Source organism: Methanothermus sociabilis, from assembly GCF_055392295.1.
In genome coordinates this window covers 336,447-360,943 of the sequence record NZ_AP042467.1, presented here as the reverse complement: position 1 = coordinate 360,943, position 24,497 = coordinate 336,447, and the positions used below count along the sequence as shown (strand labels likewise).

The following is a 24,497-nucleotide window of genomic DNA, read 5'->3' as shown; positions in this document are numbered from 1 at the left end:
TACCACCTAAGGTGAAGGTATTGCCAAATGTTTTTTACTAGAAATCTTTGCTTCAGGATAGTATCTCTCTATCATGGATTGTACAAGTAAAACTTGCTTTACCCTTTTTTTTGCTTCATCTTTAGTTGTTTCCCAAGCATGTGTTAATGCTACAGATCCTCCTGTTTTAAGATATACTGGTGCTGAAAATTTAATCATATCAGGCACTTCATAATGTCTTATAAAACCACCAGAAGATTTTGGATTTTCAGTGTGCACATCTATAGGTATATCTATTACCTGCCTTAATGAAGAAAGCATATGTATCTGCAAATCACGCACAGGGTTAAAGGAGTCTGCACCTATTTTTTCAAGTAAAATTGCAGATGCAGGATTACCGTGACCACAATGAGCTGATACTTTAAAATGTACATCTTTTGGTATGTCACCATTTTCTCTCATTTTATTCAATGCCCAGAGAAGTCCTTCATCATAAACAACTATTCCTCTAACACCTAAATCAATGGCCCTCATTACATCTTCAATTGCATATACTAAATTTTCATAACCTCTTAACCTATATCCAATTCTTGCTCCTTCTTTTGTATGCACTGTTGCACTTGTATCATATGTTGCTCGTGGACCCACACTTAAAAACAATTCAAGTTTAGCTTCCAACGCCAATTCAGCCATTTTTTCTATCTCAGAATCAGTGAGCATCATAATTCCCTTTGTCTGAGTGACTCTATGAACAGTTACATCATATTCATCTATAGCGTCTATCAATGCTTCAAGAGCTTCCACTCCTTGTATTCCAGGAACCTCAAACCTATATTCAGATCCGTCTTCAAATCTTTTGTTAGATTTTTTAAATTCATATTTAATACCTATTTTTTTAAGAAAATTTATTGCTCTTGCTTCCATGACAATTCCTCCATCAAGTCTCCAACCTCAATATCTTCCAACTCATCTATAATTTTTAATTTTTTTATTGGATATTCAGGATTCAATTTTTTGAATTTTTTCAATATATCTTCCTTTGAAAAGGGATTTTCTGGTTCTCCTCTAGGTATAGGTGTAAATTTTTCAATTCTTCTATTTTTAAATTCAATACAAACTTTTGATGGTCTTTTGTTTGCATCTAAACTTTTATCTACCTTTATTATAATTTTATCTATAATTTTTTTCACTCCAGACTCTAATCTTTCATATTCTTTTAAATTTTCTAAAGATAAATCACCTTTATACAAAAGAATTGCTAAAGAAACAGGTAGGCTTTGTCTAACAGCTTCCACAGTTTTAGGTCTGTAATTATTATGTTGTGCTGCAACCTCATATGTCTCTACAATTATCTTTTTAACTTTATTTGGATCTAATTTTTTAATTCCTAATTCTTTGAGTATTGATTCTCCAGAATCTAAAGTGGAATGAAGATGTCTACAAACAGGATATTTTTTCATATAAGTGTTTCTAATGTGAAATTTACCTAATTCTCTTTTTATTATTGAAATTTTATCTAAAGTAGAATATGCATTGAAAAATCCTTCTTTTCCATCTAATATAGTTTTTGCACCAGTAAAACCATTTTTAGCTAAAATAGCTGATATTACTCCACTTTGAGCCGCTTTTCCTGCATGCAGATGTTTTGCCATTGTACCAGCATGATCAGATTCTAACAATCCAGATGCCTGAGTACCTGCCAACCCGATGGCATTGACTATTTCATTCTTTTTAAGGTTTAAAACCTTTGATGCAGCTGCAGCGGCTGCAAATACACCACATGTGCCTGTTGTATGAAATCCTCTTTCCCTATGTTCTGGATTTATAGAAATTCCAATTGCAATGCCAACTTCATAACCACAAACAATGCCTTCTATAAATCTCTTACCTCTTACATTGTATTTTTCTGCAAGAGACAGTGCAGCTGGTATTACAGTACATGCAGGATGCATCAATGCATTTCTGTGACCATCATCTAAATCTGTATTATGTGCAAATATGCCATTTATTAAGCTTGCAGTCATTTCATCGCTTTTTCCATAACCAATTACAGTTGAATTCTTTCCCTTCTTGTATAAACTTTTAAATGCTATGATTCCACTTTTTTCTCTTGATCCTCTTAATGCAACTCCAAAGAAATCCAAAAAAGAAGATTTAACTTTATCAACAACATTTTTATTTAATTTTGAATATTTTATTTTTTTAATAAAATTAGCCAAATCTTTAGATATCATTTTTACACCTTATAAGCGGCTTAGAAAGGTGACGCCTTGCTGCAGGGGGAACTTCATACCATTTTTTCTTTATATTCCTAGGAATTTTCTTAATTATTTTATATTCATAAGGGATTTTATTACCACAATTTAAACATTTGAGACCTTTATTTTTCCCAGCAGACTTCATTCTTTTTCCACATTTTGGACATAGTGGATTTAATTTTTTATATAAAGGTGCTACTTCTAATATTTTCATTTTTTCAATGTTCAATGTATTGTGAACACCTATACCTCCATATATTTTCAATTTGTCTCCTGGTTTTAATTTCATTACAATTTTCCTAAATTCTTTTGTAGGTTCATAAGCTGCACAAGTAATTTCACCAGAACTATCTTTCAATGTGAAAAAAACATGTCCTCCTTCAATAACCTTTGGTTCGTCTTTTACTTCCCCTATAACAACATAAGATTCAAACTGCTTCATATCCGCTATTCTTTTTGCTTTTTGGATATGTTGATCAGTGTGTTGGTTTGTTTCAAAAATACATGTCCTTTCAATAGGTTCCCTTGACTTAACAACTTTATTTGCCTCTCTAACATCTTCAGGAGTTTCACCTCGTATACCATAAAGAACAGGACATGGTGTATTTGGAGTTATAAGTATGTTATCATTGTCAACATTGTCAAATGTTTTTGGATAAAATAATTTATCCATTTTAAAAACAGAATTGCTATCTATTTTTCTTTCTTTACCATAATTTTCTGGTGTTCGATATGCAAGTAATTCATAAGTTTTATCTTTTAGAGGACAAGAGATTGCTGCAAGAGCTCCTATGATACCTCTTCCTTTTTTAAACTTATAAATTTCAGCATTAACTTTTTTTGCTAATTTTTTAGCTTCATTTAAACTAACAATCTTCCTTATGGCTTTTAATGCAAATTTTTCCATTTCAGGAGTTATTTTTCCTTTATAAAATACAATTCCAGGATCTGTGTTTTCATCTTCAAGTTCTGCTAAATTTGAAACAGTGTTTAATACTTTATTTTTAATTTTTTCTTCATTTTTTGTTTTTATTCTGAGTGATACGGCACCATTTCCACGGGTTTTATGTGGTGCAAAAGGATTTAATCTTATCAATCTAGGATAACCTATCACTTCAAATCCGCAACTTTTAAATTCATGATAAAGTATACAAGCTATATAGGTAGTGCACATACCTTTGCTGGAGTCTGTATCATCTATACCTATATGAAGCATATGATCACCGGTGATAAATTATGGAATCTAGAGTAAAGCTTATCGAAGACATGTATAATTTTTTCATTGACCAGGGTTTTGAAGTATCAAGAATATATGAAAGAAGTTGTTTCGATTTTTTAGCACGGAAAGAACTATTATTATTGTTATTGAAAGTACTTGTAAATATAAATTCATTCAATGAAATACAAGCTAATGAAATGAAAAAGGTTGCTTCAAACCTTCTAGCCTCACCATTTTTGGTTGGTATAAGATCAAAAGATAAACCTTTAGAAGATGGCGTGATTTATACCAGATATGGAATTCCTGCATCAAGTGTCAATACATTAAAAAGGATAATAGCTGAAGGAGAGTATCCAGAGATATTTGCAGATAGAGGCGGGTATTACGTAAACATTGATGGAAGAAAATTACGTAGGGTTAGAGAAAAACTTGGTTTATCTTTAAAAGATCTTGCAGATCATATAAACGTGTCTAGAGAATCTATATATAAATATGAAAGAGGATTGGGGAGAATGTCTTTTGATGTTGCCTTAGCTCTAGAAAAATATTTAGGTTGTAAAATAACATTTTCTATAGATGTTTTCCAAGTCCCTGAAAATTTAAAGTATGAAAATAAGAACAAGATAAAATTTTCCAGATTTAGTTTCATTAAAACAGGAAGGACACCTTTTGATGCGTTAGCAAACTTTGGTAAAAAAAGAAACGAAACATTGATCACAGGTTTAGAGAAGAATAGAAGTGAAAGTAGATTGTTAAAATTGGCATCCTCACTTAAAGATATTTCATTAGTAGCAGGGTCTCTTGCAGCTTTTATTATGAAAAGTGAAAATGTGAAAGAATCTCTTAAGGGAGTCCCTGTTATTAGGCAATATGAAATTGAGGATATAGATACTCCTGCTGAACTTTTAAAACTTGTAAGGGAAAGAAAAGAATATACATGATTTGGTTGGTGATTTTATGAATTCAAAAGGTCAAATAGTCTCAGTTGAATATATTCTTATTATAGCACTTTTATTTTTTATTTTGGTATATGTGATGATCCCCATGATTGGAAAATCTATAGATGCAAGTATGGACATTTCAAAAGTATCAGATGCTAAGGTAGCTGCTCAAGAGATTGCCCATGCACTTGATGTTGTCTATTCAAATGGTCCAGGAGCCAAAAGAACTGTCACTGTTTATGTACCTGATACTACAAACTTAACTGTTAGTGGAAACAACGTTACATTACAGGTAACATGTAGTGACGGGCCTCACAATGTAACAACATTTACTCAGTATAATTTCACAAATATTCCTCCTATCCAACTTAATAAAGGTTGGAATACAGTTGTTGTTGAGTGGCCAATAGGAGGAACCATTACTATTAGGTAAGGTATAAAGGTTATGCAAAGATAAAGGTGGTCCAATGTTATCAAAAATAGGTGAATATTTTCTGAAATTATGTTCATTGGTGGGAACTATAGTCATTGAAATTGTAAATTTACCAAATAAAATAAAAAGAATAAATATTAGAGAGTTAGGAAGAGAATTTAAGAAATTCCAAAATAAATGGGAAATGAATAAAAACAAGGATGAAGGAGAAATAATAGTTAAAGACATTAAGATTATGGATATTAAAGAGAAGGAAAAGACTGTTTTTAAGTTACAAATTCTTTCAATAACTTTTGTTTTATTATCAATCTTATACATTTTTAATTACCTTTCATTGCCCTTATATTTATTCCTTGGCATTGCAACTATTTGTCTCATTTATTATATTTTAAAATATCAAATCAGAGTTATGTATCCTCAGGATTATGAAGTATACCGTAATTTTTTCTTGAGTTATGTAGGAATAGGTATTTTTCTTGTCATGATTGCTGATAATCCTCTCTTTGTGTTATATACACCATTTCAATATTTTCCATCAATTACTTTAATCCTATTTTCAATATTACTTGTTTTACTCATGTATTATGTTTTTAGGATTAAATATTATAGGAACTATACTTATGGTGAAGTTGTGGAAGTTGGGAAAAACACAGTACATGTTAAGGTAGATTATGATATTAGAGCTAATGTGTTACCTGATATATATATTGTTGAGAAGGGAAATTTTGATGTTAAAGAAGGTGAAATTGTTAAATTGAAAGTAGAAGGTGGAAGATTATCTGTGAAAGGAAACAAACCTACTAAAATAATTGGTAAAATATAACTCCTCACTTTTGCTTCATCAAGAAAACTTGCTAGAGACCATTTCTATATATAAAATATTCCTTAAGTAAATGTCTTCTCTCAAACAGACTATTAAGATTTTTTCTTTATTTTTCTCATGATTATATTTAACTTATTTCTATAGCTTAGCCCTTTTGATGTAATGCTTTTTAATTCATATCTATACATTCATATGGAGACTTCCAGCTGATGGAGTTAAATAAAAAAGATTATATATTAAAATTCAAAAAAATTGTACATGTATGAAAGAAAGAGGCATGGTATTAAGTAGTGATTTATTATTGGCTTTAATACCACTGACAATAATTTTTGGCATGGCAACTGTAGCTATGGATAATTTATTTTATCTTTCTCAATTAACAGTGTTCCATGCATCCATTGATAGAGCAGCAACCAATGTTGCAGATGCATTAGTTGAAACTCCTGGAAAACCACCAGATTGGTATTTAACTGGACAAGGAATTCCTGGTTTAGCAATTGTAAGAAATAATGTGGTTGAAAAAAATCATTTATCAAGTTTTAAATTATTTGCACTAAGAAAAGAACAAGTGCAAAATATGCTAGGACCACAATATGATTTTTATTTGAGGGTTGTAGATCATAACAATACAGTTATTAGAAATCTTTCATCAAACGATTTAGGATCACCTCCAAGTAATGTACCTAATATTTATCGTGTTGAAAGAGAAGTACGAGTGAATAGATATCCAATAGAAGTTGTAGTCTCATTAGTTAATTTTAGGTTCCAGAACCTTATTGTAGGCGAACTAGTTAGTGTTATTAGAAAGCGTCTAGGGACATGGGCACCATATACAATAGATTTTACAATTTCTGATGCAGAATTAAATAATTATGATTATTGGATATTAATTAAGAATAATGGATATACTAATGTTACGGTCAAGATTAATGATAATACAGTTGTAAATGAGACAAATCTCAACGATATGCCAGTGCAGATAAATAGCACTTATTTAAAAAGCGGTTCCAATTCAGTTACTATAACGACTTCAAATGCAACGAAAAATGCTACCATGGATTTTTACATTGTAAAAGTTCCAAAAGACACTGTAAAAGATATGATTAAGTTAGAGTATATTGAAGAAGTAAATGCAAGACTAGAATTGTTTGTATGGCCTAAACATTAAAAATTAAATATGGTGTTAATATTGGATGAAAAAGGCTTAATATTTACAACTGATTCAATTATTGCTCTTACAATTGTCTTTATATTTCTAACTTCAATCCTCCATTATTATGTTTTACCTGAATACATAGGCAGTGATCAGCAACGTTTGAGTGATATAGCAATAGATACATTAAATATTCTAGAACAAGATGGAAGTTTAATAGCTGCAGTTGTTAAGTTTAATTTATATGAAGACAAGAACATCACTAAAGCCATAGAGGAAGCAAATGAGGTTATAGATCCTGCGCTTAATGAGACTTTAAGTCCTGGTATTACTCATATAAACTATACATTTTGGATATGGAGCGAGCATTATCATAGATTTGTTAAAATTACTAACAATACTCCCCCATCATTTACACATGTTACATCAAGAGTTAAGGTTGTTTCTGCTAAGGAAGGTTGGTTAGGAAGAGCATGGTATTATATTCCAGAAGTTCCTTTTGAAGATAAACAGATTAATACTACAACAACAGTTTGGAATTTCCATAACTGGCTTACTAATTTTTATCCTTGGAATAGTAGTAATGGAGGACTTTATAAATATCCTTATTGGGGTTGTGATAAGTGGAAAAGACCAGTTCCAATAAATTGTTCACTCCCACCACAAAATACAACCATAAATTCTGTTAAATGGATTATTGGTAGTGCTTGTAATGGATACAATGACAGATTTTCTGCAAATTTAGTTTTAAATGGTCAAAATAATTCTGCAGATAAATCAGCGTTTAAATATCTTTACTACAATAATGGATGGTATTTCTACACATATTATGGAAATGCAACTGGCTTAATACCTGGCAACAATTCATTTTATGTTGCCTTTTCAAATATGAGGCCATATTGGTATGACATGCCATGGTTCTCATTGATTGCAAATTACACAACAACAATAAAAGTCCCAAAGACTGTAACATTTCAAACATTTCCATTGCAAGATTTAGCCGGTATTGGAGCACCAAAAAGTAGATATTTCTTTGACTTAAATACTGGGAAATTAACTTCTGCTCAGCCATTAACAATATCCTGGAATGATTTGATAGGTAAAGATAATCCAAGTGCAGAAAATCAAGTCTTTAGACTTACAGATATTCCTTCTTCCACAACTGAAGGATCTGCTGTCTGCACTGTTACAGATGTCCCAATACCTAGTAATGTAACAGTTCATGATGCCTATGTTGTCTTAAATCCATATGGAGCTGTTGATGCTGCAGTTGTTGAAGTTAATAATGGTAAAGGATGGCAGGTAGTATTCTGTTCTTTTGGAGCAGATTATAGTGCAGTAAGAAGTGGATATGGTAATTTACCAGGGGTTATTTATATTGGAGATAAGCTCAAGGCAGGAGTTAACAATAGGGTACGTGTAACTATATGGGATTATGCTCCAGGCGGAGATTATGATTTTGTAGGACTTGTGAATTCATATGTCTCAGTAGCTTATAGTTCATTTGGAGTTAAATGGCTGAATTTCCCATTTAATAGCTATCAAAGCAATACTAATATAAATACACAAGAAAGGTTGATATCTGTTGGTCAGTATGCAAAAAGAATATACCTCTTCATGGGAGTTGGTTTAGATACAAAGAGAGTAACTGTTGAAGTTAAAGATCCAAACACTGGTCAATACAAACTATACTATGATGGCATACCACAGTTTGCAATAGATCTTGGTTCAATAGATAGGCAAAATAACTACAATATATTGACAAGTGGTGGAACCCCTGACAATTACACCTGTAATCCAAGAGATTACTATGTTAGGGTTACAGTTTATGGTCCAAGTCAGGGGTGGGAATCTGGAGATAATTATGCTGAGATATTTTCAGGTACTAGGGTTGCTGTGATATATACGACATTTACTCAGGTATGGTCAACATCATTTAATGAAACTGCAAGTGGAGCCATGGAAAATGCAACAAAACTTCTTAATAAAACTCTCAATGAAATGGGGTATAATGTGGATCCAAACGCTATACAGACAGAAGCTTTATACACTGGAAATTTAACTGTTACTCCTGTAAGGTTAGATCTTTGGAGGGATTAATTTTGGATAATAGAGGATATGCCTTTACACCACTTACAGTTCTAATACTTATACCAATCATATTATTAGCTGTTGCATATGGTCATATAGTTGATGAAGCTAATAGAATTATAGCTATAGCAATTGGAGGAGATGTAACTATAAAAGTCGCTGATAATATACAATCTTATTTACAAAAAGCTGCGAGAGATGCAGGTCGTAATGCGTCTTTTAGTGCCACTCAGAAAGTCATAGACGAAGAACGATTTTTCCAGCCACGTAGTTCTTATAATGATACAAGTACTAATAATAGTGTTTTATATGTTAGGAAATTGATTGTTGATGCACTAAACAACAGAACTATAGATTTATGTAGAAAATTAGAAAATGAAACTGGAAGGCAAATATATATTAACGATATACTTGTAGATAATTATACACAAGCTGTTTTTGATATTGACGATGTTTATATTTATCAAACAGACTCTGAACCTTTTGGTTTTTATGTACACATCCCTTCTATAAAAATTAAAGTTGTGCAACAAAATCAAGCATTTGAAGGATATACAAAACCTATAGATGCATATGTCTCTATTGAAGGAGTGGTTGATCCTTATATTTGGATAAACACTAAACGTAGGCAAAGTAATGTCATCTGGCGTAGTCCTTACTATTCTAGCTATTTCGGCCCTGGAGGAATGATCATAAGTGACTATCATTTTAATGATTCTGTGGATAGTGCAGGCAGATTACAGCATCTTTGGGATTATTTAAATGGAACAAATAACCCAAGTAAGTTAGATAAACCACTAAGACCTTATTATTTCTATGATCCTCAGGGTTTATCATTTTTTGATAGATTAGAAAATAAAACATGCCCTAATGGTGAAGGTAGAATAAGTACATTTATTTTAGGTGATCCTCTTGATTATAAAAGTAAACTAGGAGTACAAATTGATTCATCCCCCGCTATTTCAAAAATAGATCATGAATACTTTAATGGAACGCCAGGTTGTGGAGTAGCATATGACGACGATGCAAATGTTAAATTTATCCGACCTGGTGAAAACCTGCCCGATAGATATCGTTATGTATATGATCCCTATGGTTATGTTTTTTGTTTATCCCTAAATTATCAAAATTACTTTAAACCCCCAGCAGCAGTATTACCTTAAGGAGAATTAGCTATGGATGAAAAAGGTGAAGTGTTAAGTGGAGACATAATTCTAACCATACTTATTGCAACTATAATTATTTCTGGAATAGGATATTTCATAAATTCAGAATTAAATAGTACTGAAGTAAGTAAAACAGGTATAGCCAGGATGGCAGGAGAAAAAGTAGCTGAAACCATAAATTTAGTGTACACTAATGGACCTGGCTACATGGTTAATATCACATTACCGGATGGAAACTACACAATAACTGTAAATGATACTGGTGTTTATGTCAACAACATTACAAAAATAGATATTATACCTGAAAACTCAAACTTAATTTCACCTACTAGCATGAATCCAGGTGAGACATGGGAAATAATATATGATCAAAATAGCGATAAAATAATTTTCACAAAGATTAGTTAAGGAGGTAAACAATGAACATATTGATTACAACATTGATAATTATAATTTACATTCTGTTGATGCTTTTCATTTTTTCATTAGCTTCTCTAATACCATATTCAAAGAAAAACATCATATTTGCATTTATTACAAGCTTTATTTTAGGTTGTGTTGGAGGTGCTTTCCTACTACTACCTATTTATACAGATATTCCATCATTAGTACGGGGTTATTACCAATACACAATACATGCAACTGAAACTATAACGGTAGAAATACCTACTGGTGTAGATATAGGTTCAATTGTTTCAAAAATCAAATCCACACCAGGAGTACATAATATTTCTACAACAGGGATTATAATGCACACTGACCCATTCTCACAACAAAGAAAACAATTTATAGAAAGCAAATTAAAATATTTAGATCCTCATATAAAAGATTGGCAAGTATATTCAAATGGCAAAATTATCATTAAAACTGAAGGTGGAGATCCAAACAATATAACAAAAAAAATATCTGACTGGCTAATTTATACAGGAGGCATATATACAAAATCTAGTAGAGTGAATGCATGCATTACTGTTGATGCATCAAAAGTTGACAATGTTTTGGACATGTTATCAGCTGAAAATGTTATAGTTACAGGAATCCATGGACCGGTTGAAGAAAAGGTTAAAAATGTGAAATCTATGATGCCACCAAAATCACAGATTGTTTTATTTTCAGGAATTTTAGGTATTTTAGTTGCAATTGCTGGAATTTTTTCAGATGCAATAATAAGAACTGTTAGGAGAATTAAAGTAAAATGAAAGCAGGTGTATTGTATTCAGGTGGTAAGGATAGTACTATGGCTCTATATGAAGCTTTAAAATCTAAAACTGAAGAAGTAAAATATCTTATTTCTGTATTCCCAGAAAATCCAGAATCATACATGTTTCATGTTCCAAACATTGAATTAACTAAATTATCGTCAAAAGCTGTTGGAATACCTCTAATACAAGTAAAAACAAAAGGAGAAAAAGAAAAAGAAGTAAAAGATTTAGAGAAAGCTTTAAAAAAATTAGACATTGACGTATTATATTTTGGAGGGCTAGAATCAAATTACCAAAGGTCAAGGGTATATAAAGTATGTAAACGCTTAGGTATCAAAGCTAAAGCACCTTTCTGGCAGGTAGATCCTTTAGATTACATGGAAAAAATAATAAAAAGAAATTTTAAAGTTATTATAACTTCTGTTTCTGCAGAAGGTTTTGATAAATCGTGGCTAGGAAAAGAATTAAATTATAAAACATTAGAAGATATTTTAGAACTTAATAAAAAATATGGAATACATATAGCTTTTGAAGGAGGAGAAGCTGAGACTTTAGTTTTAGATTGTCCTATATTTAAAAAGAAAATAAAAATTGTTAAAGCAAAAAAAGAATGGTTTAATTATCATGGAATTCTAAGAATAGAAGAAGCTAAACTAGTAAAGAAATCGTAATTAATGCTCTGTAAGCCAATCAATAATTTTATCGATATCATCACTTCTTATTTCAACTTTTATATCACCTAAGGGAGATAACTCCTCATCACTTATATTGACAATGTTCACAAAAGCTGCCTGTTTATTCACATAAAAATAAGTTTTATTACCTATTTTATTATTTAACAACAATTGCCTAACACTATCTCTAATTTTTCTTTCAGCTAACATTTCTTTAAGTTTTAATAAACAACTTAAATCTCCCTTACCCTTAATTTCATCGTTAATTTCAAGTTTTAAAGGAAATATGTTATTAATAGCTTTCTTAACCTTTTCTTTATCTTCAGTAGGATTTATTTTCGCACTAACAAATATTTCACCATTCATCGTCTAACCACTTCTCTAAAATTTTTTTCACATGTTCTCTAAATTTCCATAATGGTCCTTCATTAACTATCATATAGTCAGATGTTGCAATTACAGTGCCTATTCCAAATTCTAACTCTCTTTTATCTCTTTTTTCAAATTTTGAGAATTTATCAGCATCATCGGCTCTATTTCTTTTCTTTAAACGTTTAAACCTTGTTTTAGGCGTTGCAAAAATAGATAAAAGTCTAAATTTTGGAAAATGTTTTTTAAAGGTTTTAACTTCTGCAGGACTTCTCACACCTTCCACAAGATAAACACCATTACCATGTCTAGAATAATGTTCCTTTATTTTTTCAATACAAATTTCAGCTACAACGTTTTTCCCATATTTTTCTCTTAATTTTATAGATGCTGTTCCCAAGCTCTCATCCATCTTTTTTGCTTCTTCTCTAATAACATCCCCCATTCTTACAACCTTGATTCCATAGTCTTCAGCTATGTGCGATACAACACCCTTACCTGCTCCTGGAAGTCCTACTACTCCTATGACTTTTATATCTCTCAATTTCAATTAACTTAAGCACCTCCTCTAGATTTTTTTTGTTATCGAACTTTTCAATGATTTCTTTTAATTCTTCTTTATTTTTATTTTTTAATTTTACAACTTCTTCATATAATTTTGGTAGTGCACGAACTATATTATCAACTATGCTTATCGTTGCTGTTTGTGAAGTTCTGGAAAGAGGATTTAAATCTATAGCTATTACAGTTTTTCCACTTTTAACCAATGCTTCAGTTCTATCTCCATCTTCTAAAGGCACTAAAACTGTATCTGCATTATATATACCATGAGGACTTGCAGTAGATCTATTACTATCAACATCAATGTGTTTTAGTTTTTCATCTACTCCAAGTACTTCCTTAGCTCCTGCCTTCATTAATATTTTTTTTATTTTTCTAGCTCTTTTTACCGTTCTATGGAATAAATTAACTTCTATTTTTCCACCTATTATTTCTGCTAATTTTACAACATCTTTAGCAGATAAAGCTGCAGTGTTTCCATTTACAGATATCACTGGATTTTTTGAAAGTAGCAATGATGCTGCAGCAGCTTTGATAGCTTTTTTAGCAGGAAGAGTAGTTTTTTCACCTAACATGTAATCAAAAGCTTCTCCTCTTCCATGAGCTATTAATCCTGCAGTTGCCACTATACCTTTCTTCCACCCATCTATTATTTTTTCTCTTAACATCAAAGATTTGTACCTTGGATGTGTCTTTGGTATCAATTTTAACACCTAGCATTTCAGCAAAAATATACTTGCAGGTAACTTACCATATTCAATTTTTATTTCTTTATTAATATCATATCCAATTTTATTTGCTATTTTTCTCATAAATCTTTTCATAGGTGTTATAAAAACAATTCTACCATGAGATGGAAGAATATTATAAGTCTCTTTTAAAAAATCTTTATATAATTTCTTTGTAATATATTTTCTTCCAATTCTTAGCCCGTATGGTGGGTTTGTAACTATCACATCTACATTTTCAACATATTCATGCATTCTTTCAGCTTCACCTTGAAAAATTTTTATATCTAACCCTAGATTTTTTACAATTTTTTTACAACCCTCTACATGCTTTTTAAATTTTTCTATGCCAATCAAATTTAAATCTACTTCACGTATTTTCTTTTGTGTGGGTTCCATATCAAATAATTTTTTGTATGCAAAATCTCTGAGATGTCCTGGTGGAATATTTTTACCTATAAATGCTGCTTCAACAAGTATTGTGCCACTTCCACACATAGGGTCAACAAGAGTCTCATTTATTTTCCAAGAAGAAATTTTCACCATTGAAGCTGCTATAACTGGATTTAATGGTGCTGGATGTTGATATGTTCTATATCCTCTTTTATGTAACCCATCATCTCCTGTTGTGTCAATTCCAACAAGCAATAAATTATCTATTAATTCCACCCTTACTATTACGTCTGGCTCATCTAAATTCACTTCTAAACGTTTATTTTTTGATGATAAATAACTGTCAATTACAGCCTGTCCTGCAACCCTAGCTATGTCCATAGATGTGAAATCATGTTCTCCGAACCTTTTACTTCTAATTGCAAAAGATTGATTAGGTTTAATGAATGAAAAATCAATACTTCTAACTTTTTTATATATTTCTTCTAAATCTTTAACTTCGTCTTTATGTAACAACCATACAACCCTTTCCCAGTATCTTCCCCAATAATTTAAATCAGGTATTAATTTTTCACTGCCTCTAAAATAAACTCTACCTCTTTCCGCTTTTTCTATTTTAACTTTATAACAATTTTGAAGTTCTTGTTTAACAACTTCTTCTAATCCTGGAGGAAATGTTACATAGAATTTCATATAATAATGTTAAAAAATGTTTTCTTAATTTTTTTGCATCGAATTTTCCAGTTGTTAAAAATTGTATTAAGAATTAAATTTTATTTATTATTTATAAAATCGAAAAATATAAATATGGTTTTATCTAATCTATCCATTAGCTTTCATGTGCCTCGGTAGCTCAGCTGGTAGAGCGCGAGACTTGTAATCTCGTGGTCGCGGGTTCAAATCCCGCCCGAGGCTTTGAACTTTAAATTTCATAATTGAGTTAAAGGGGCCATAGGGTAGCCTGGTCTATCCTTTGGGCTTTGGGAGCCTGAGACCCCGGTTCAAATCCGGGTGGCCCCATAAAAAATCTCTTTAACACATTCATAAAACCGAAATATTTATATATTGATGGCTACCATACCAAACTATTTGGACACTAACATGAGTTTTTATCTACTCACCTGCCCTGGTGGTGTAGTGGCTATCATGCGGGCCTGTCGAGCCCGCGACTCGGGTTCAATTCCCGGCCAGGGCGTCACTTGGGCCCGTAGCTCAGTCTGGTAGAGCGCTTGGCTTTTAACCAAGTAGTCGCGGGTTCAAATCCCGTCGGGCCCGCTCTCTCTTTTTATTTGAAATTTTTGGAGGATATGATGTGGTAAATAAAGATATATTAAAACATGAACTTGTGCCCAAACACGTTGTTTTGTCGAAGTCTGAAGCAAAGAAAGTGCTCAAAGACTTAAACATTGACGCTGAAAAACTGCCTAAAATAAGAACTAGTGATCCTGTTGTAAAAGTTATAGGTGCAAAAGCAGGAGATATAATAAAAATAATTCGGAAAAGTCCAACTGCTGGAAAATTTGTAACATATAGGCTTGTGGTTGAAGGATAGTTTCTTCTAGGGGGAAATTTATGAAAAATGATAAATGGGAGTTAGTAGAAGCGTTTTTTGACGAACATTCATTGGTTGACCATCATATAGACTCTTACAATGATTTTGTTAATCGAAGACTACAGAAAATAATTGATGAAGTAGAAATACCAGAACTTGGTGAGGGCGAGTACGAAATAGAGATTGGAGAATTAAAAATTGAGAAGCCATATATAACTGAAGCTGATGGATCTAAAAGTAAAATATATCCAATGGAAGCACGTTTGAGAAATCTCACATATGCAGCACATCTATTTTTAGAGATGGGACTTAGTAAATCTGGGAAAAGACCTTCGTTTGAAGAAGTATATATCGGTGAATTACCTGCAATGTTAAAATCTGATATTTGCCATTTAAATGGTTTAAGTAAGAAGGAATTAATAGAAGTCGGTGAAGATCCAAACGATCCTGGTGGATATTTCATCATAAACGGATCTGAAAGAGTTTTGGTAAGTATAGAGGAGATAGCTCCAAATAAAGTTATAATTGAAAAAGATGAAGAAAAAGAAAGAGTAAAATCAGTTGTGACTTCTGTTAGAAAAGGTTTTAGGTCAAGATTAACCTTAGAATACAAAAAACCTAGAAAAACCGGTGTTTATCTTAGAGTATCTTTCCCATATGTTCCTGGTGAAATACCACTTGTAGTGTTGTTGAGAGCATTAGGATTAGCAACTGATGAAGAAATAATCACAAATATTTCAGAAGATTTCAATTATCAAATAATAGTTGCAGATGATTTACAAATTGTGGAAGATTCCTTGAGATTAGACAAAGAAAAATTAAACAAAGCGTCAGAAGAAGAAAACAGAAAATATCTAATAGAAAGTGCATTAAGATATATTGGAAATCGCGTTGCCGGAGGAATGGCTGAAGAATATAGAATAAGCAGAGCTGAAGATGTAATAGATAATTATTTATTACCTCATATTGGAGTTAAACCTGAAGATAGAATCAAAAAAGCCATATATTTATGTGAAATGGCTGAAATGACATTACAGGTTGTTTTTGGTGAAAGAGAACCTCACGATAAGGACCATTATGCTAACAAACGCTTAAAAACATCTGGAGATTTAATGGAGGACTTGTTCAGGGTTGCATTTACAGGTCTAATCAGAGACATGGCATATCAAATAGAACGAAATTTAACAAGGCGTAAGAAACCTTCTATAAGACAAGCAGTTAGACCTGATGTATTAACAGAAAACATAAAACATGCAATCGCAACAGGAAATTGGGTAGGTGGCAGAGTAGGTGTAAGCCAACTTTTGGACAGGACAAATCATATAGCAAGTTTATCTCATCTTAGAAGAGTAGTGTCACCATTAAGTAGAAGTCAACCACACTTTGAAGCCAGAGATTTACATGCCACACAATTTGGAAGAATTTGTCCAATTGAAACACCAGAAGGCCCAAATTGTGGGTTAGTTAAAAATTTAGCATTAATGGCCAGAATTTCAGAAGGAACTGATGCAAAGGAAGTCGAAAAAATCATAAAAAGTTCAAAATTAGTTGAAGAAATATAGGTAGGGCTATCACATGAAAAAGACAAAAATATATTTAAATGGAGAACTTGTAGGTACCTGTAAAGACCCTGAAAAGTTTGTAGAAGAGATAAGAAAGAAAAGAAGAGAAGGAAAGATCTCCCATGAAGTAAATATTGCATATCATCCAGAAAATAATGAAGTTTTGATTTTTACAGATCCTGGTAGAGTTAGAAGGCCACTTATTGTTGTCGAGAATGGAAAACCTAAATTAACAAAAAAACATATTGAAAAATTAAGAAATGGAGAAATTACGTGGAATGATTTAATAAAAGAAGGGGTTATAGAATATCTGGATGCTGAGGAAGAAGAAAATGCTTACATAGCTATATCTGAAGATGAGCTTACAGAGGAACATACACATTTAGAAATAGATCCAGCAGTAATGTTTGGAGTATCAGCGGGATTAATTCCATATGCAAATCACAATTCTTCACCAAGGAATACTATGGAAGCAGCCATGGCTAAACAAGCTTTAGGTATTTATGCATCTAACTATAAATATAGAACTGATACAAGATCTCATCTATTGTTTTATCCACAAATACCATTGGTAAGAACTAGAATTATGGATATAAATGAATATGACAAAATGCCAGCCGGCCAAAATTTTGTTGTCGCAGTCTTATCCTATGAAGGTTATAATATGGAAGATGCATTAATCATAAATAAATCTGCTGTTGAAAGAGGATTGGCACGTTCATTCTTCTTTAGAACTTATGAGTCATCAGAGAGAAGATATCCTGGTGGACAAGAAGACAAGTTTGAAATTCCAAAAAAAGGCATAAGAGGTTATAGATCAGAGGATAGTTATAGACATTTAGACGAAGATGGTATTATAAATCCTGGTACCGAAGTTTCACAAGGTGATGTCTTAATAGGTAAAACATCCCCACCACGCTTTTTGGGAGAAATAGATGAATTTGGCACTGTTAGTGATAGAAGAAGAGAAAGCTCAGTCACTGTCCGTCCAGGAGAAAAGGGAGTAGTAGATACAGTAATATTAACTGAAAGCAGTGAAGGAAATAAATTAGTGAAAGTTAAAGTCAGGGATGGGAGGGTTCCAGAGTTAGGAGACAAATTTGCTTCAAGACATGGGCAGAAGGGAGTAATAGGATTAATAGTTCCAGAGGAAGACATGCCATTCACTGAAGATGGGCTTGTCCCTGATTTAATAATTAATCCACATGCTATTCCTTCACGAATGTCAGTAGGACAAATGTTGGAGATGTTGCTAGGTAAAGGAGCATGTTTTGAAGGAAGAAGAATTGATGGCACGCCATTCACTGGTGAAAAAGAAGAAGAAATTAAACACGTATTAAAGAAATATGGTTTTGAAAGCGAAGGTTTAGAAGCCATGTACAATGGAATGACTGGTGAAAAAATAGAAGCAGAGATTTTTGTGGGAGTAGTATATTATCAGAAGTTACATCACATGACCGCAGATAAGGTTTATGCTAGATCAAGAGGACCTGTTCAAATACTCACTAGACAACCTACCGAAGGTAGAGCAAGAGAAGGTGGTTTAAGATTTGGTGAAATGGAAAGAGACTGCTTAATAGCTCATGGCGCAGCATTGACATTGAAAGAGAGATTGCTTGACGAATCTGATAAATATGAGGCATTGGTATGTGACAAATGTGGAATGCTTGCAGTTTACGATAAAATACATGATAAAACTTATTGTCCACTTTGTGGTGATAAATCTGATATTTACCCTGTTGAAATGTCATATGCATTTAAATTACTTTTAGATGAATTAAGAAGTTTATGCATTTTCCCCAGACTTAGATTAGAAGACAAAAGTTAATAGGGGAGAGAAATACGTGATTGGAACATTGAAAAAAATTAAAGAAATAGAATTTACATTAATGTCTCCAGAAGAAATAAGAAATTTATCAGTAGTTAAAATAGATACTCCTGATACTTACGATGAAGATGGTTATCCGATTGAAGGAGGACTTATGGATCCACGTCTAGGTGTTATAGATCCTAGTTTACGATGTAAAACATGTGGATTACGAGGAGGCCAATGTCCTGGCCATTTTGGTAGAATTGAATTAGCTAGACCTGTTATACATGTGGGATTTGCAGATGTAATTCATAAAATATTAAGATCAACTTGTCGTAAATGTGGTAGGATATTACTCACAAAAAGTGAGATAGAACATTACCATGATTTACTCAAACAAGCAGAAAAAAAAGATATGAATATAGACCCTATACTTAAGGAAATATATGAAACTGCTAGACGTGAAGAATGTCCTCATTGTAATGAAAAACAGAAAGAAATAAAATTAGATAAACCAGTGACAATAACAGAAGATGGATATAAACTTACTCCTACTGAAGTAAGAGAAAGACTTGAAAAAATTCCAGACGAGGATTGTTATTTATTAGGTATAAACCCAAGTGCAGCACGACCAGAATATATGGTTTTAACAGTTATACCAGTCCCTCCTGTTACGATGAGACCATCTATAACATTAGAAACTGGTGAAAGATCTGAAGATGACCTCACACATAAGTTAGTTGATATATTGAGAATTAATGAAAGATTAAGGGAAAATATGGAAGCTGGAGCTCCAGAACTTATTATTGAAGATTTGTGGGAATTACTTCAATATCATGTTGTAACATATTTCAATAATGAAGCTTCAGGCGTACCACCTGCTAGACATAGATCAGGTAGGCCATTGCGTACGTTGATGCAAAGACTAAAAGGTAAAGAGGGAAGATTTAGAGGTAATTTATCAGGAAAAAGAGTTAATTTTTCAGCTAGAACTGTTATATCTCCAGATCCAAACCTAAGTATAAATGAAGTTGGAGTTCCAGAAATAATTGCAAAAGAATTAACGGTTCCTGTCCGGGTAAATGAATGGAATATAGAGGAAGTCAAAAAATACATAAAAAATGGTCCTGATAAACATCCTGGAGCTAATTATGTCATAAGACCAGATGGCCGAAAAATAAAAATATACGAAGAAAATAAAGAAGCAATACTTGAACAACTAAAGCCAGGGTATATTGTAGAGAGACATCTAAAAGATGGAGATATAGTTTTATTTAACCGGCAACCATCACTTCACAGAATGTCAATGATGGCCCACGAAGTTAAGGTGCTGCCATATAAAACTTTCAGGTTGAATTTATGTGTATGTCCACCATATAATGCTGATTTTGATGGAGATGAGATGAATTTACATGTTTTACAAACAGAAGAAGCTCAAGCAGAAGCCAAAACACTCATGAAGGTTCAAGAACATATACTATCTCCAAGATTTGGCGGACCAATTATTGGAGCAATTCACGATCATATTTCTGGTGCCTATCTTTTAACAAAGAAAGGAACGAAATTTAGTGAAGATGAAGTATTCCAAATGTTAATGAGGGCAGGTATTCCATTACCTAAGAAAAAAGGTAGGGATTGGACAGGAAAAGAAATATTTAGTGTTTTATTACCTGATGACTTAAACTTAGTATATAGGGCAGAGATATGTAAAAATTGTCCTGATTGTAAAATGAAAAATTGTGAAAATGATGCCTATGTACTTATTGAGAATGGTGAATTAAAATCAGGAGTTATAGACGAGAAAGGAATAGGAGCATTTTCAGGTAAAATATTAGATAGAATTGTGAAAGAATATGGACCTGACAAAGCTTGTGAGTTTTTAAATGCAGTGACAAAGTTAGCCATAGCAGTTATAATGAAAAAAGGATTTACAACAAGTTTAAGAGATGAAGATATACCTAAAGAAGCCAAAGAAAAAATTAAGGAACATCTTAAGAAAAGTGAAGAAAAAGTTAATCAGCTCATTAAAGCTTACGAAAATGGAGAACTAGAAGCATTACCAGGTAGAACATTGAGAGAAACACTTGAAACAAGGATAATGCAAGTGCTCGGAGAAGCAAGAGATAAAACAGGTGAAATAGCTGAAAGTTATCTTGACATGGATGAAAATCATGCAATGATAATGGCATTAACAGGTGCAAGAGGGTCAATGCTTAATTTAACTCAAATGAGTGCATGTGTTGGACAACAATCAATCCGTGGAGAACGAGTACAAAGAGGATATTATGGAAGAACATTGCCTCACTTTAAGAAAGGGGACATGGGTGCCAGGGCAAGAGGTTTTGTTTATAACAGTTATAGGAAAGGTCTTGATCCACTTGAATTCTTCTTCCATGCAATGGGAGGTAGGGAAGGATTAGTAGACACTGCAATTCGTACTGCACAGAGCGGATACATGCAAAGAAGACTCATAAATGCCTTACAGGATTTACACGTTGAAAGGAATGGAAAAGTCGTTGATAGCAGTGGAACATTGATACAAAGAAAATATGGTGAGGATGGTGTTGACCCTGCCAAAAGTGATTATGAAAAGGCCGTTGACCTAGACAGATTAGCAGAAGAAATTAGATTAAAAGCAGGGAAATAGGTGATTATTTTGGACATCGAGGAAATTGTTAAGGAAAAGTGCAGCGATGAACTTCCAGAAAAGCTCATAAATGATATGATAGAAACAATAAAGAAATATGAACTGGAAGGAGAAGAAATCGATGAATTTATAGAAAAAACCAAAGAACGATACAAAAATGCACAAGTTGAGGAAGGTGAAGCAGTAGGTACGGTTGCTGCACAATCTATTGGAGAACCTGGAACACAAATGACAATGCGTACGTTTCATTATGCAGGAGTAGCTGAAGTTAATGTGACCCTTGGTCTCCCTAGATTGATAGAAATTGTTGATGCCAGAAAAAAAATATCAACACCTATAATGACAATTTATTTTGAAGATGATAAGAAAAATGATGAAGAATTTGTAAAGAATTTCAGTAACAATATTATCAGAACAAACCTTGAGGATGTATTAAAGAACTTTAGTGTTGATTATATTGAAATGTGTGTAAATGCAGAAATAGATGAAGAAAAAATAAAAGATAGAGGATTAGATTATAAAAAAATAATGGAAAAAATAAAAAAGACATTTAAAGATGTAGAGATAAATGGAAATAAATTGAAATTTAAGCCCAGACAAGCTACAATAAGAAGTTTAAGATTACTTGCAGATAAAGTTAGAAAATTACATGTAAGCGGTATAAAAGATATTACTAAGGCAGTTATAAGAAAAGAAGAAGATGAATTTGTAGTAGTTACTGAGGGATCTAATCTTTCTAAAATTTTGAAAATGGATGGCGTGGACAAAACTAGAACAACCACAAATGACATACATGAAATTGAGAAAGTATTGGGAATTGAAGCTGCAAGAAATGCAATAATAAGGGAAGCAAAGAACACACTAGAAGAACAAGGTTTAACTGTGGATATTAGACATATAATGTTAGTGGCAGATTTAATGACATCAGACGGCACTGTTAAACCAATTGGTAGACATGGTGTGAGTGGTGAAAAAGCAAGTGTACTTGCAAGAGCTGCATTTGAGGAAACTAGTAAACATCTACTTCAAGCAAGTATGCGGGGAGAAAAGGACCGTCTTGCAGGTATAACTGAAAATGTAATTGTTGGGCAACCTATACCATTAGGTACAGGATCTATTAAAGTAGTAATGAAAAAGAATTATGGAAGGAGGAAATAAATGGACGTCGAAAAATCCATAAGAATGGCGGTAGATACAGGAAAAGTGATATTAGGATCTAAGGAAACAATAAGAAACTTAAAATTAGGTAAAGGTAAATTAGTTATAGTTGCTAAAAATGCACCAGATGAAATCATGGAAGATGTAAAATATTATGCAAAACTTTCAAATATACCTGTATACATATATAATGGAAGTAGTGTAAAGTTAGGTGCTGTATGTGGTAAACCATTTACTGTTGCAGCTTTACTTATTAAAGATCCTGGTGATTCACCAATACTAGAAATGGTGGGGTAAACACGTGACAATAAAATTCACAACAGATGAAATAAGATATATAGCCTTGTTTGAAAGCCTAACTGGTGCTGCAGTAAAAGATTGTATTATAGATGAAAAACGTGGAAAAGTAACGTTTTTAGTAAAAAAAGGAGATATGGGATTAGCAATAGGTAGAAGAGGTAGTACTATAGCTAAAGTTAGGAAAACCTTAGATAAAGGTGTCGAAGTTTTAGAACATTCTGACGATCCAGTGGAATTTATTTCAAACATCTTATCTCCCGCTAAATTAAAAAGTATAAGAATTTTACAAAAAGAAAATGGTGAAAAAATAGCTACAGTTAAGGCCGATGCAAGAAACAAAAGAATTATAATAGGTAAAGGTGGCCAAAATATTAAAAGAGCTAAAATACTGGCAAAGAGACATCACAACATAAGTAACATAATAGTGAAATAGGAGGAGTAAAAATGCCAGGGCTATTTGCAGCCAGAAAACTCAAAGCAAACAGAAAAAAATTTAGATGGAAAGATAAACATTATAAGAGAAGGATGTTACGTTTAGATGTTAAAGCAGATCCTTTAGAGGGGGCACCTCAAGCAAGAGGCATTGTCATCGAAAAAGTAGGAATTGAAGCAAAACAGCCAAACTCAGCTATTAGGAAATGTGTAAGAGTGCAGCTAATCAAAAATGGAAAACAAATAACAGCTTTTGCTCCAGGTGACGGTGCTATCAATTACATAGATGAACATGATGAGGTGATAGTGGAAGGAATAGGAGGACCAGAAGGAAGAGCGATGGGTGATATACCTGGAGTAAGATGGAAAGTCGTTAAAGTCAATGGAGTTTCATTGCAAGAATTAGTTAGAGGTAGAAAAGAAAAACCAGTGAGGTAATTAAGATGTTTCTATATGAAAGATGGGATCCTAAGGAAGTTAAAGTGAGAGATATGGGATTAGCTAGATATATATCATTAAAAAAAGTTTTGGTCCCACATACAATGGGAAGACATGCTAAGAAACGATTTGGAAAAGCTGAAGTTCCAATAGTTGAAAGATTAATAAATAAAATGATGAGAACCGCTAGAAACACAGGTAAAAAAAATAAAGCATACAATATCGTTAAGAAAGCTTTTGAAATAATAGAAAAGAGAACAAAAAAGAATCCAATACAGGTACTCGTAGATGCAATTGAAAATTCTGCTCCTCGAGAAGAAACAACAAGAGTTAAGTATGGAGGTATAGCTTATCAAGTAGCTGTAGATGTCGCTCCTCAAAGAAGATTAGATTTAGCTTTAATGTTCATTGCTAAAGGTGCATTACAATCATCATTTAAAAGTAAAAAATCCATTGAAGAATGTTTAGCAGATGAAATAATTTTAGCTGCCAATAATGACACAAGAAGTTTTGCTGTACAGAAAAAAGAAGAAAAAGAAAGAATAGCAAGATCTGCTAGATAAGGTGATTATTTTGAGTAGACGTGCTAGAATGATTAATAAAATCAA

At 32.5% G+C, this 24,497-nt stretch carries 25 protein-coding genes and 4 tRNA genes; 22 read left to right on the top strand and 7 right to left on the bottom strand.

All coding sequences use genetic code 11. From position 1 onward, the window contains the following. Nucleotides 1-6: 6 nt before the first annotated feature. From ACZ5LY_RS01940 to ACZ5LY_RS01930, 3 genes are read right to left on the bottom strand one after another with little or no spacing between them, the layout of a single operon-like run. Nucleotides 7-903: a peptidase gene (locus ACZ5LY_RS01940; RefSeq protein WP_464577773.1), complete on the bottom strand. Its 897-nt coding sequence runs from the start codon at nucleotides 901-903 to the stop codon at nucleotides 7-9. Further along, entirely contained in the window at nucleotides 885-2,213 is a 1,329-nt protein-coding gene (locus ACZ5LY_RS01935; protein WP_464577772.1) for an MmgE/PrpD family protein, read from the bottom strand. Before ACZ5LY_RS01935 ends, ACZ5LY_RS01940 begins: the two co-directional genes overlap by 19 nt. Then, on the bottom strand, nucleotides 2,203-3,453 hold the full coding sequence (locus ACZ5LY_RS01930; protein ID WP_464577771.1) for an exodeoxyribonuclease VII large subunit: 1,251 nt from the start codon (nucleotides 3,451-3,453) through the stop codon (nucleotides 2,203-2,205). Before ACZ5LY_RS01930 ends, ACZ5LY_RS01935 begins: the two co-directional genes overlap by 11 nt. A gap of 20 nt (nucleotides 3,454-3,473) precedes the next feature. Here ACZ5LY_RS01930 and ACZ5LY_RS01925 point away from each other — a divergent pair, with 20 nt between their 5' ends. From ACZ5LY_RS01925 to ACZ5LY_RS01885, 9 genes are all read left to right on the top strand, one after another. Then, nucleotides 3,474-4,397, top strand: a complete 924-nt coding sequence (locus tag ACZ5LY_RS01925; RefSeq protein ID WP_464577770.1) for a transcriptional regulator — start codon at nucleotides 3,474-3,476, stop codon at nucleotides 4,395-4,397. 16 nt (nucleotides 4,398-4,413) lie between these two features. After that, entirely contained in the window at nucleotides 4,414-4,830 is a 417-nt protein-coding gene (locus tag ACZ5LY_RS01920; RefSeq protein WP_464577769.1) for a class III signal peptide-containing protein, read from the top strand. 34 nt (nucleotides 4,831-4,864) lie between these two features. Beyond that, entirely contained in the window at nucleotides 4,865-5,653 is a 789-nt protein-coding gene (locus ACZ5LY_RS01915) for a DUF2101 family protein (protein ID WP_464577768.1), read from the top strand. A gap of 262 nt (nucleotides 5,654-5,915) precedes the next feature. Beyond that, the gene (locus ACZ5LY_RS01910; RefSeq protein ID WP_464577767.1) at nucleotides 5,916-6,821 is read left to right on the top strand and encodes a hypothetical protein; all 906 of its coding nucleotides are present in this window, start codon (nucleotides 5,916-5,918) and stop codon (nucleotides 6,819-6,821) included. Between the two features lie 21 nt (nucleotides 6,822-6,842). Beyond that, the gene (locus tag ACZ5LY_RS01905; protein ID WP_464577766.1) at nucleotides 6,843-8,906 is read left to right on the top strand and encodes a hypothetical protein; all 2,064 of its coding nucleotides are present in this window, start codon (nucleotides 6,843-6,845) and stop codon (nucleotides 8,904-8,906) included. A gap of 2 nt (nucleotides 8,907-8,908) precedes the next feature. After that, nucleotides 8,909-10,060 (top strand): hypothetical protein, encoded by a 1,152-nt coding sequence (locus tag ACZ5LY_RS01900; RefSeq protein ID WP_464577765.1) that lies wholly within the window; start codon nucleotides 8,909-8,911, stop codon nucleotides 10,058-10,060. Between the two features lie 12 nt (nucleotides 10,061-10,072). Next, nucleotides 10,073-10,471 (top strand): hypothetical protein, encoded by a 399-nt coding sequence (locus tag ACZ5LY_RS01895; RefSeq protein ID WP_013413738.1) that lies wholly within the window; start codon nucleotides 10,073-10,075, stop codon nucleotides 10,469-10,471. An 11-nt stretch (nucleotides 10,472-10,482) separates the two neighbouring features. Further along, nucleotides 10,483-11,262: a hypothetical protein gene (locus ACZ5LY_RS01890; protein ID WP_464577764.1), complete on the top strand. Its 780-nt coding sequence runs from the start codon at nucleotides 10,483-10,485 to the stop codon at nucleotides 11,260-11,262. Then, on the top strand, nucleotides 11,259-11,936 hold the full coding sequence (locus tag ACZ5LY_RS01885; protein ID WP_013413736.1) for a diphthine--ammonia ligase: 678 nt from the start codon (nucleotides 11,259-11,261) through the stop codon (nucleotides 11,934-11,936). The genes ACZ5LY_RS01890 and ACZ5LY_RS01885 overlap by 4 nt, the downstream gene beginning before the upstream one ends. Here the strand turns inward: ACZ5LY_RS01885 and ACZ5LY_RS01880 are convergent, their stop codons facing one another. From ACZ5LY_RS01880 to trm14, 4 genes are read right to left on the bottom strand one after another with little or no spacing between them, the layout of a single operon-like run. Continuing rightward, on the bottom strand, nucleotides 11,937-12,305 hold the full coding sequence (locus tag ACZ5LY_RS01880; RefSeq protein WP_013413735.1) for an RNA-binding domain-containing protein: 369 nt from the start codon (nucleotides 12,303-12,305) through the stop codon (nucleotides 11,937-11,939). It lies immediately after the preceding gene. Continuing rightward, nucleotides 12,295-12,858: a nucleoside monophosphate kinase gene (locus tag ACZ5LY_RS01875; protein ID WP_464577763.1), complete on the bottom strand. Its 564-nt coding sequence runs from the start codon at nucleotides 12,856-12,858 to the stop codon at nucleotides 12,295-12,297. Before ACZ5LY_RS01875 ends, ACZ5LY_RS01880 begins: the two co-directional genes overlap by 11 nt. Further along, nucleotides 12,803-13,573 (bottom strand): 4-phosphopantoate--beta-alanine ligase, encoded by a 771-nt coding sequence (locus ACZ5LY_RS01870; RefSeq protein WP_464577762.1) that lies wholly within the window; start codon nucleotides 13,571-13,573, stop codon nucleotides 12,803-12,805. Before ACZ5LY_RS01870 ends, ACZ5LY_RS01875 begins: the two co-directional genes overlap by 56 nt. A 9-nt stretch (nucleotides 13,574-13,582) precedes the next feature. After that, entirely contained in the window at nucleotides 13,583-14,683 is a 1,101-nt protein-coding gene (trm14, locus tag ACZ5LY_RS01865) for a tRNA (guanine(6)-N2)-methyltransferase (RefSeq protein ID WP_464577761.1), read from the bottom strand. Between the two features lie 149 nt (nucleotides 14,684-14,832). Here trm14 and ACZ5LY_RS01860 point away from each other — a divergent pair. The 13 genes from ACZ5LY_RS01860 (at nucleotide 14,833) to ACZ5LY_RS01800 (ending at nucleotide 24,452) form a co-directional block, all read left to right on the top strand. Then, a tRNA-Thr gene (locus ACZ5LY_RS01860) sits at nucleotides 14,833-14,905 on the top strand. Between the two features lie 30 nt (nucleotides 14,906-14,935). Beyond that, a tRNA-Pro gene (locus tag ACZ5LY_RS01855) sits at nucleotides 14,936-15,010 on the top strand. A gap of 103 nt (nucleotides 15,011-15,113) precedes the next feature. Next, nucleotides 15,114-15,185 (top strand) — tRNA-Asp (locus ACZ5LY_RS01850). Between the two features lie 6 nt (nucleotides 15,186-15,191). Beyond that, nucleotides 15,192-15,265, top strand: a tRNA-Lys gene (locus tag ACZ5LY_RS01845). A 37-nt stretch (nucleotides 15,266-15,302) separates the two neighbouring features. After that, nucleotides 15,303-15,542 carry a DNA-directed RNA polymerase subunit H gene (locus ACZ5LY_RS01840; protein WP_013413731.1) on the top strand — a complete coding sequence of 80 codons (240 nt, stop codon included), beginning with the start codon at nucleotides 15,303-15,305 and terminating at the stop codon, nucleotides 15,540-15,542. Between the two features lie 20 nt (nucleotides 15,543-15,562). Further along, nucleotides 15,563-17,104: a DNA-directed RNA polymerase subunit B'' gene (locus ACZ5LY_RS01835; protein ID WP_464577760.1), complete on the top strand. Its 1,542-nt coding sequence runs from the start codon at nucleotides 15,563-15,565 to the stop codon at nucleotides 17,102-17,104. A gap of 13 nt (nucleotides 17,105-17,117) precedes the next feature. Further along, on the top strand, nucleotides 17,118-18,932 hold the full coding sequence (gene rpoB, locus ACZ5LY_RS01830) for a DNA-directed RNA polymerase subunit B (protein ID WP_464577759.1): 1,815 nt from the start codon (nucleotides 17,118-17,120) through the stop codon (nucleotides 18,930-18,932). A gap of 16 nt (nucleotides 18,933-18,948) precedes the next feature. Next, nucleotides 18,949-21,561 carry a DNA-directed RNA polymerase subunit A' gene (locus ACZ5LY_RS01825; RefSeq protein ID WP_464577758.1) on the top strand — a complete coding sequence of 871 codons (2,613 nt, stop codon included), beginning with the start codon at nucleotides 18,949-18,951 and terminating at the stop codon, nucleotides 21,559-21,561. 75 nt (nucleotides 21,562-21,636) lie between these two features. After that, on the top strand, nucleotides 21,637-22,719 hold the full coding sequence (rpoA2, locus tag ACZ5LY_RS01820) for a DNA-directed RNA polymerase subunit A'' (RefSeq protein WP_464578022.1): 1,083 nt from the start codon (nucleotides 21,637-21,639) through the stop codon (nucleotides 22,717-22,719). Further along, on the top strand, nucleotides 22,720-23,016 hold the full coding sequence (locus ACZ5LY_RS01815; RefSeq protein WP_013413726.1) for a 50S ribosomal protein L30e: 297 nt from the start codon (nucleotides 22,720-22,722) through the stop codon (nucleotides 23,014-23,016). A gap of 4 nt (nucleotides 23,017-23,020) precedes the next feature. After that, a complete protein-coding gene (locus ACZ5LY_RS01810; RefSeq protein ID WP_013413725.1) occupies nucleotides 23,021-23,452 on the top strand; it encodes a NusA-like transcription termination signal-binding factor in 432 nt (143 codons plus the stop codon). A gap of 11 nt (nucleotides 23,453-23,463) precedes the next feature. Then, nucleotides 23,464-23,889, top strand: coding sequence for a 30S ribosomal protein S12 (locus ACZ5LY_RS01805; protein ID WP_013413724.1), 426 nt, complete (start codon nucleotides 23,464-23,466; stop codon nucleotides 23,887-23,889). A gap of 5 nt (nucleotides 23,890-23,894) precedes the next feature. Beyond that, on the top strand, nucleotides 23,895-24,452 hold the full coding sequence (locus tag ACZ5LY_RS01800; RefSeq protein WP_013413723.1) for a 30S ribosomal protein S7: 558 nt from the start codon (nucleotides 23,895-23,897) through the stop codon (nucleotides 24,450-24,452). Nucleotides 24,453-24,497 lie beyond the last annotated feature (45 nt).

What these genes read in the sequence shown, in the direction of transcription:
- ACZ5LY_RS01835 (WP_464577760.1), top strand. Translation starts at nt 15,563, where the DNA reads ATGAAAAATGATAAATGGGAGTTAGTAGAAGCGTTTTTTGACGAACAT.
- ACZ5LY_RS01915 (WP_464577768.1), top strand. Translation starts at nt 4,865, where the DNA reads ATGTTATCAAAAATAGGTGAATATTTTCTGAAATTATGTTCATTGGTG.
- ACZ5LY_RS01890 (WP_464577764.1), top strand. Translation starts at nt 10,483, where the DNA reads ATGAACATATTGATTACAACATTGATAATTATAATTTACATTCTGTTG.
- ACZ5LY_RS01910 (WP_464577767.1), top strand. Translation starts at nt 5,916, where the DNA reads ATGAAAGAAAGAGGCATGGTATTAAGTAGTGATTTATTATTGGCTTTA.
- ACZ5LY_RS01880 (WP_013413735.1), bottom strand. Translation starts at nt 12,305, where the DNA reads ATGAATGGTGAAATATTTGTTAGTGCGAAAATAAATCCTACTGAAGAT.
- ACZ5LY_RS01920 (WP_464577769.1), top strand. Translation starts at nt 4,414, where the DNA reads ATGAATTCAAAAGGTCAAATAGTCTCAGTTGAATATATTCTTATTATA.
- ACZ5LY_RS01940 (WP_464577773.1), bottom strand. Translation starts at nt 903, where the DNA reads ATGGAAGCAAGAGCAATAAATTTTCTTAAAAAAATAGGTATTAAATAT.
- ACZ5LY_RS01930 (WP_464577771.1), bottom strand. Translation starts at nt 3,453, where the DNA reads ATGCTTCATATAGGTATAGATGATACAGACTCCAGCAAAGGTATGTGC.
- ACZ5LY_RS01815 (WP_013413726.1), top strand. Translation starts at nt 22,720, where the DNA reads ATGGACGTCGAAAAATCCATAAGAATGGCGGTAGATACAGGAAAAGTG.
- rpoA2 (WP_464578022.1), top strand. Translation starts at nt 21,637, where the DNA reads ATGATAGAAACAATAAAGAAATATGAACTGGAAGGAGAAGAAATCGAT.
- ACZ5LY_RS01935 (WP_464577772.1), bottom strand. Translation starts at nt 2,213, where the DNA reads ATGATATCTAAAGATTTGGCTAATTTTATTAAAAAAATAAAATATTCA.
- rpoB (WP_464577759.1), top strand. Translation starts at nt 17,118, where the DNA reads ATGAAAAAGACAAAAATATATTTAAATGGAGAACTTGTAGGTACCTGT.
- ACZ5LY_RS01925 (WP_464577770.1), top strand. Translation starts at nt 3,474, where the DNA reads ATGGAATCTAGAGTAAAGCTTATCGAAGACATGTATAATTTTTTCATT.
- ACZ5LY_RS01805 (WP_013413724.1), top strand. Translation starts at nt 23,464, where the DNA reads ATGCCAGGGCTATTTGCAGCCAGAAAACTCAAAGCAAACAGAAAAAAA.
- ACZ5LY_RS01885 (WP_013413736.1), top strand. Translation starts at nt 11,259, where the DNA reads ATGAAAGCAGGTGTATTGTATTCAGGTGGTAAGGATAGTACTATGGCT.
- trm14 (WP_464577761.1), bottom strand. Translation starts at nt 14,683, where the DNA reads ATGAAATTCTATGTAACATTTCCTCCAGGATTAGAAGAAGTTGTTAAA.
- ACZ5LY_RS01800 (WP_013413723.1), top strand. Translation starts at nt 23,895, where the DNA reads ATGTTTCTATATGAAAGATGGGATCCTAAGGAAGTTAAAGTGAGAGAT.
- ACZ5LY_RS01895 (WP_013413738.1), top strand. Translation starts at nt 10,073, where the DNA reads ATGGATGAAAAAGGTGAAGTGTTAAGTGGAGACATAATTCTAACCATA.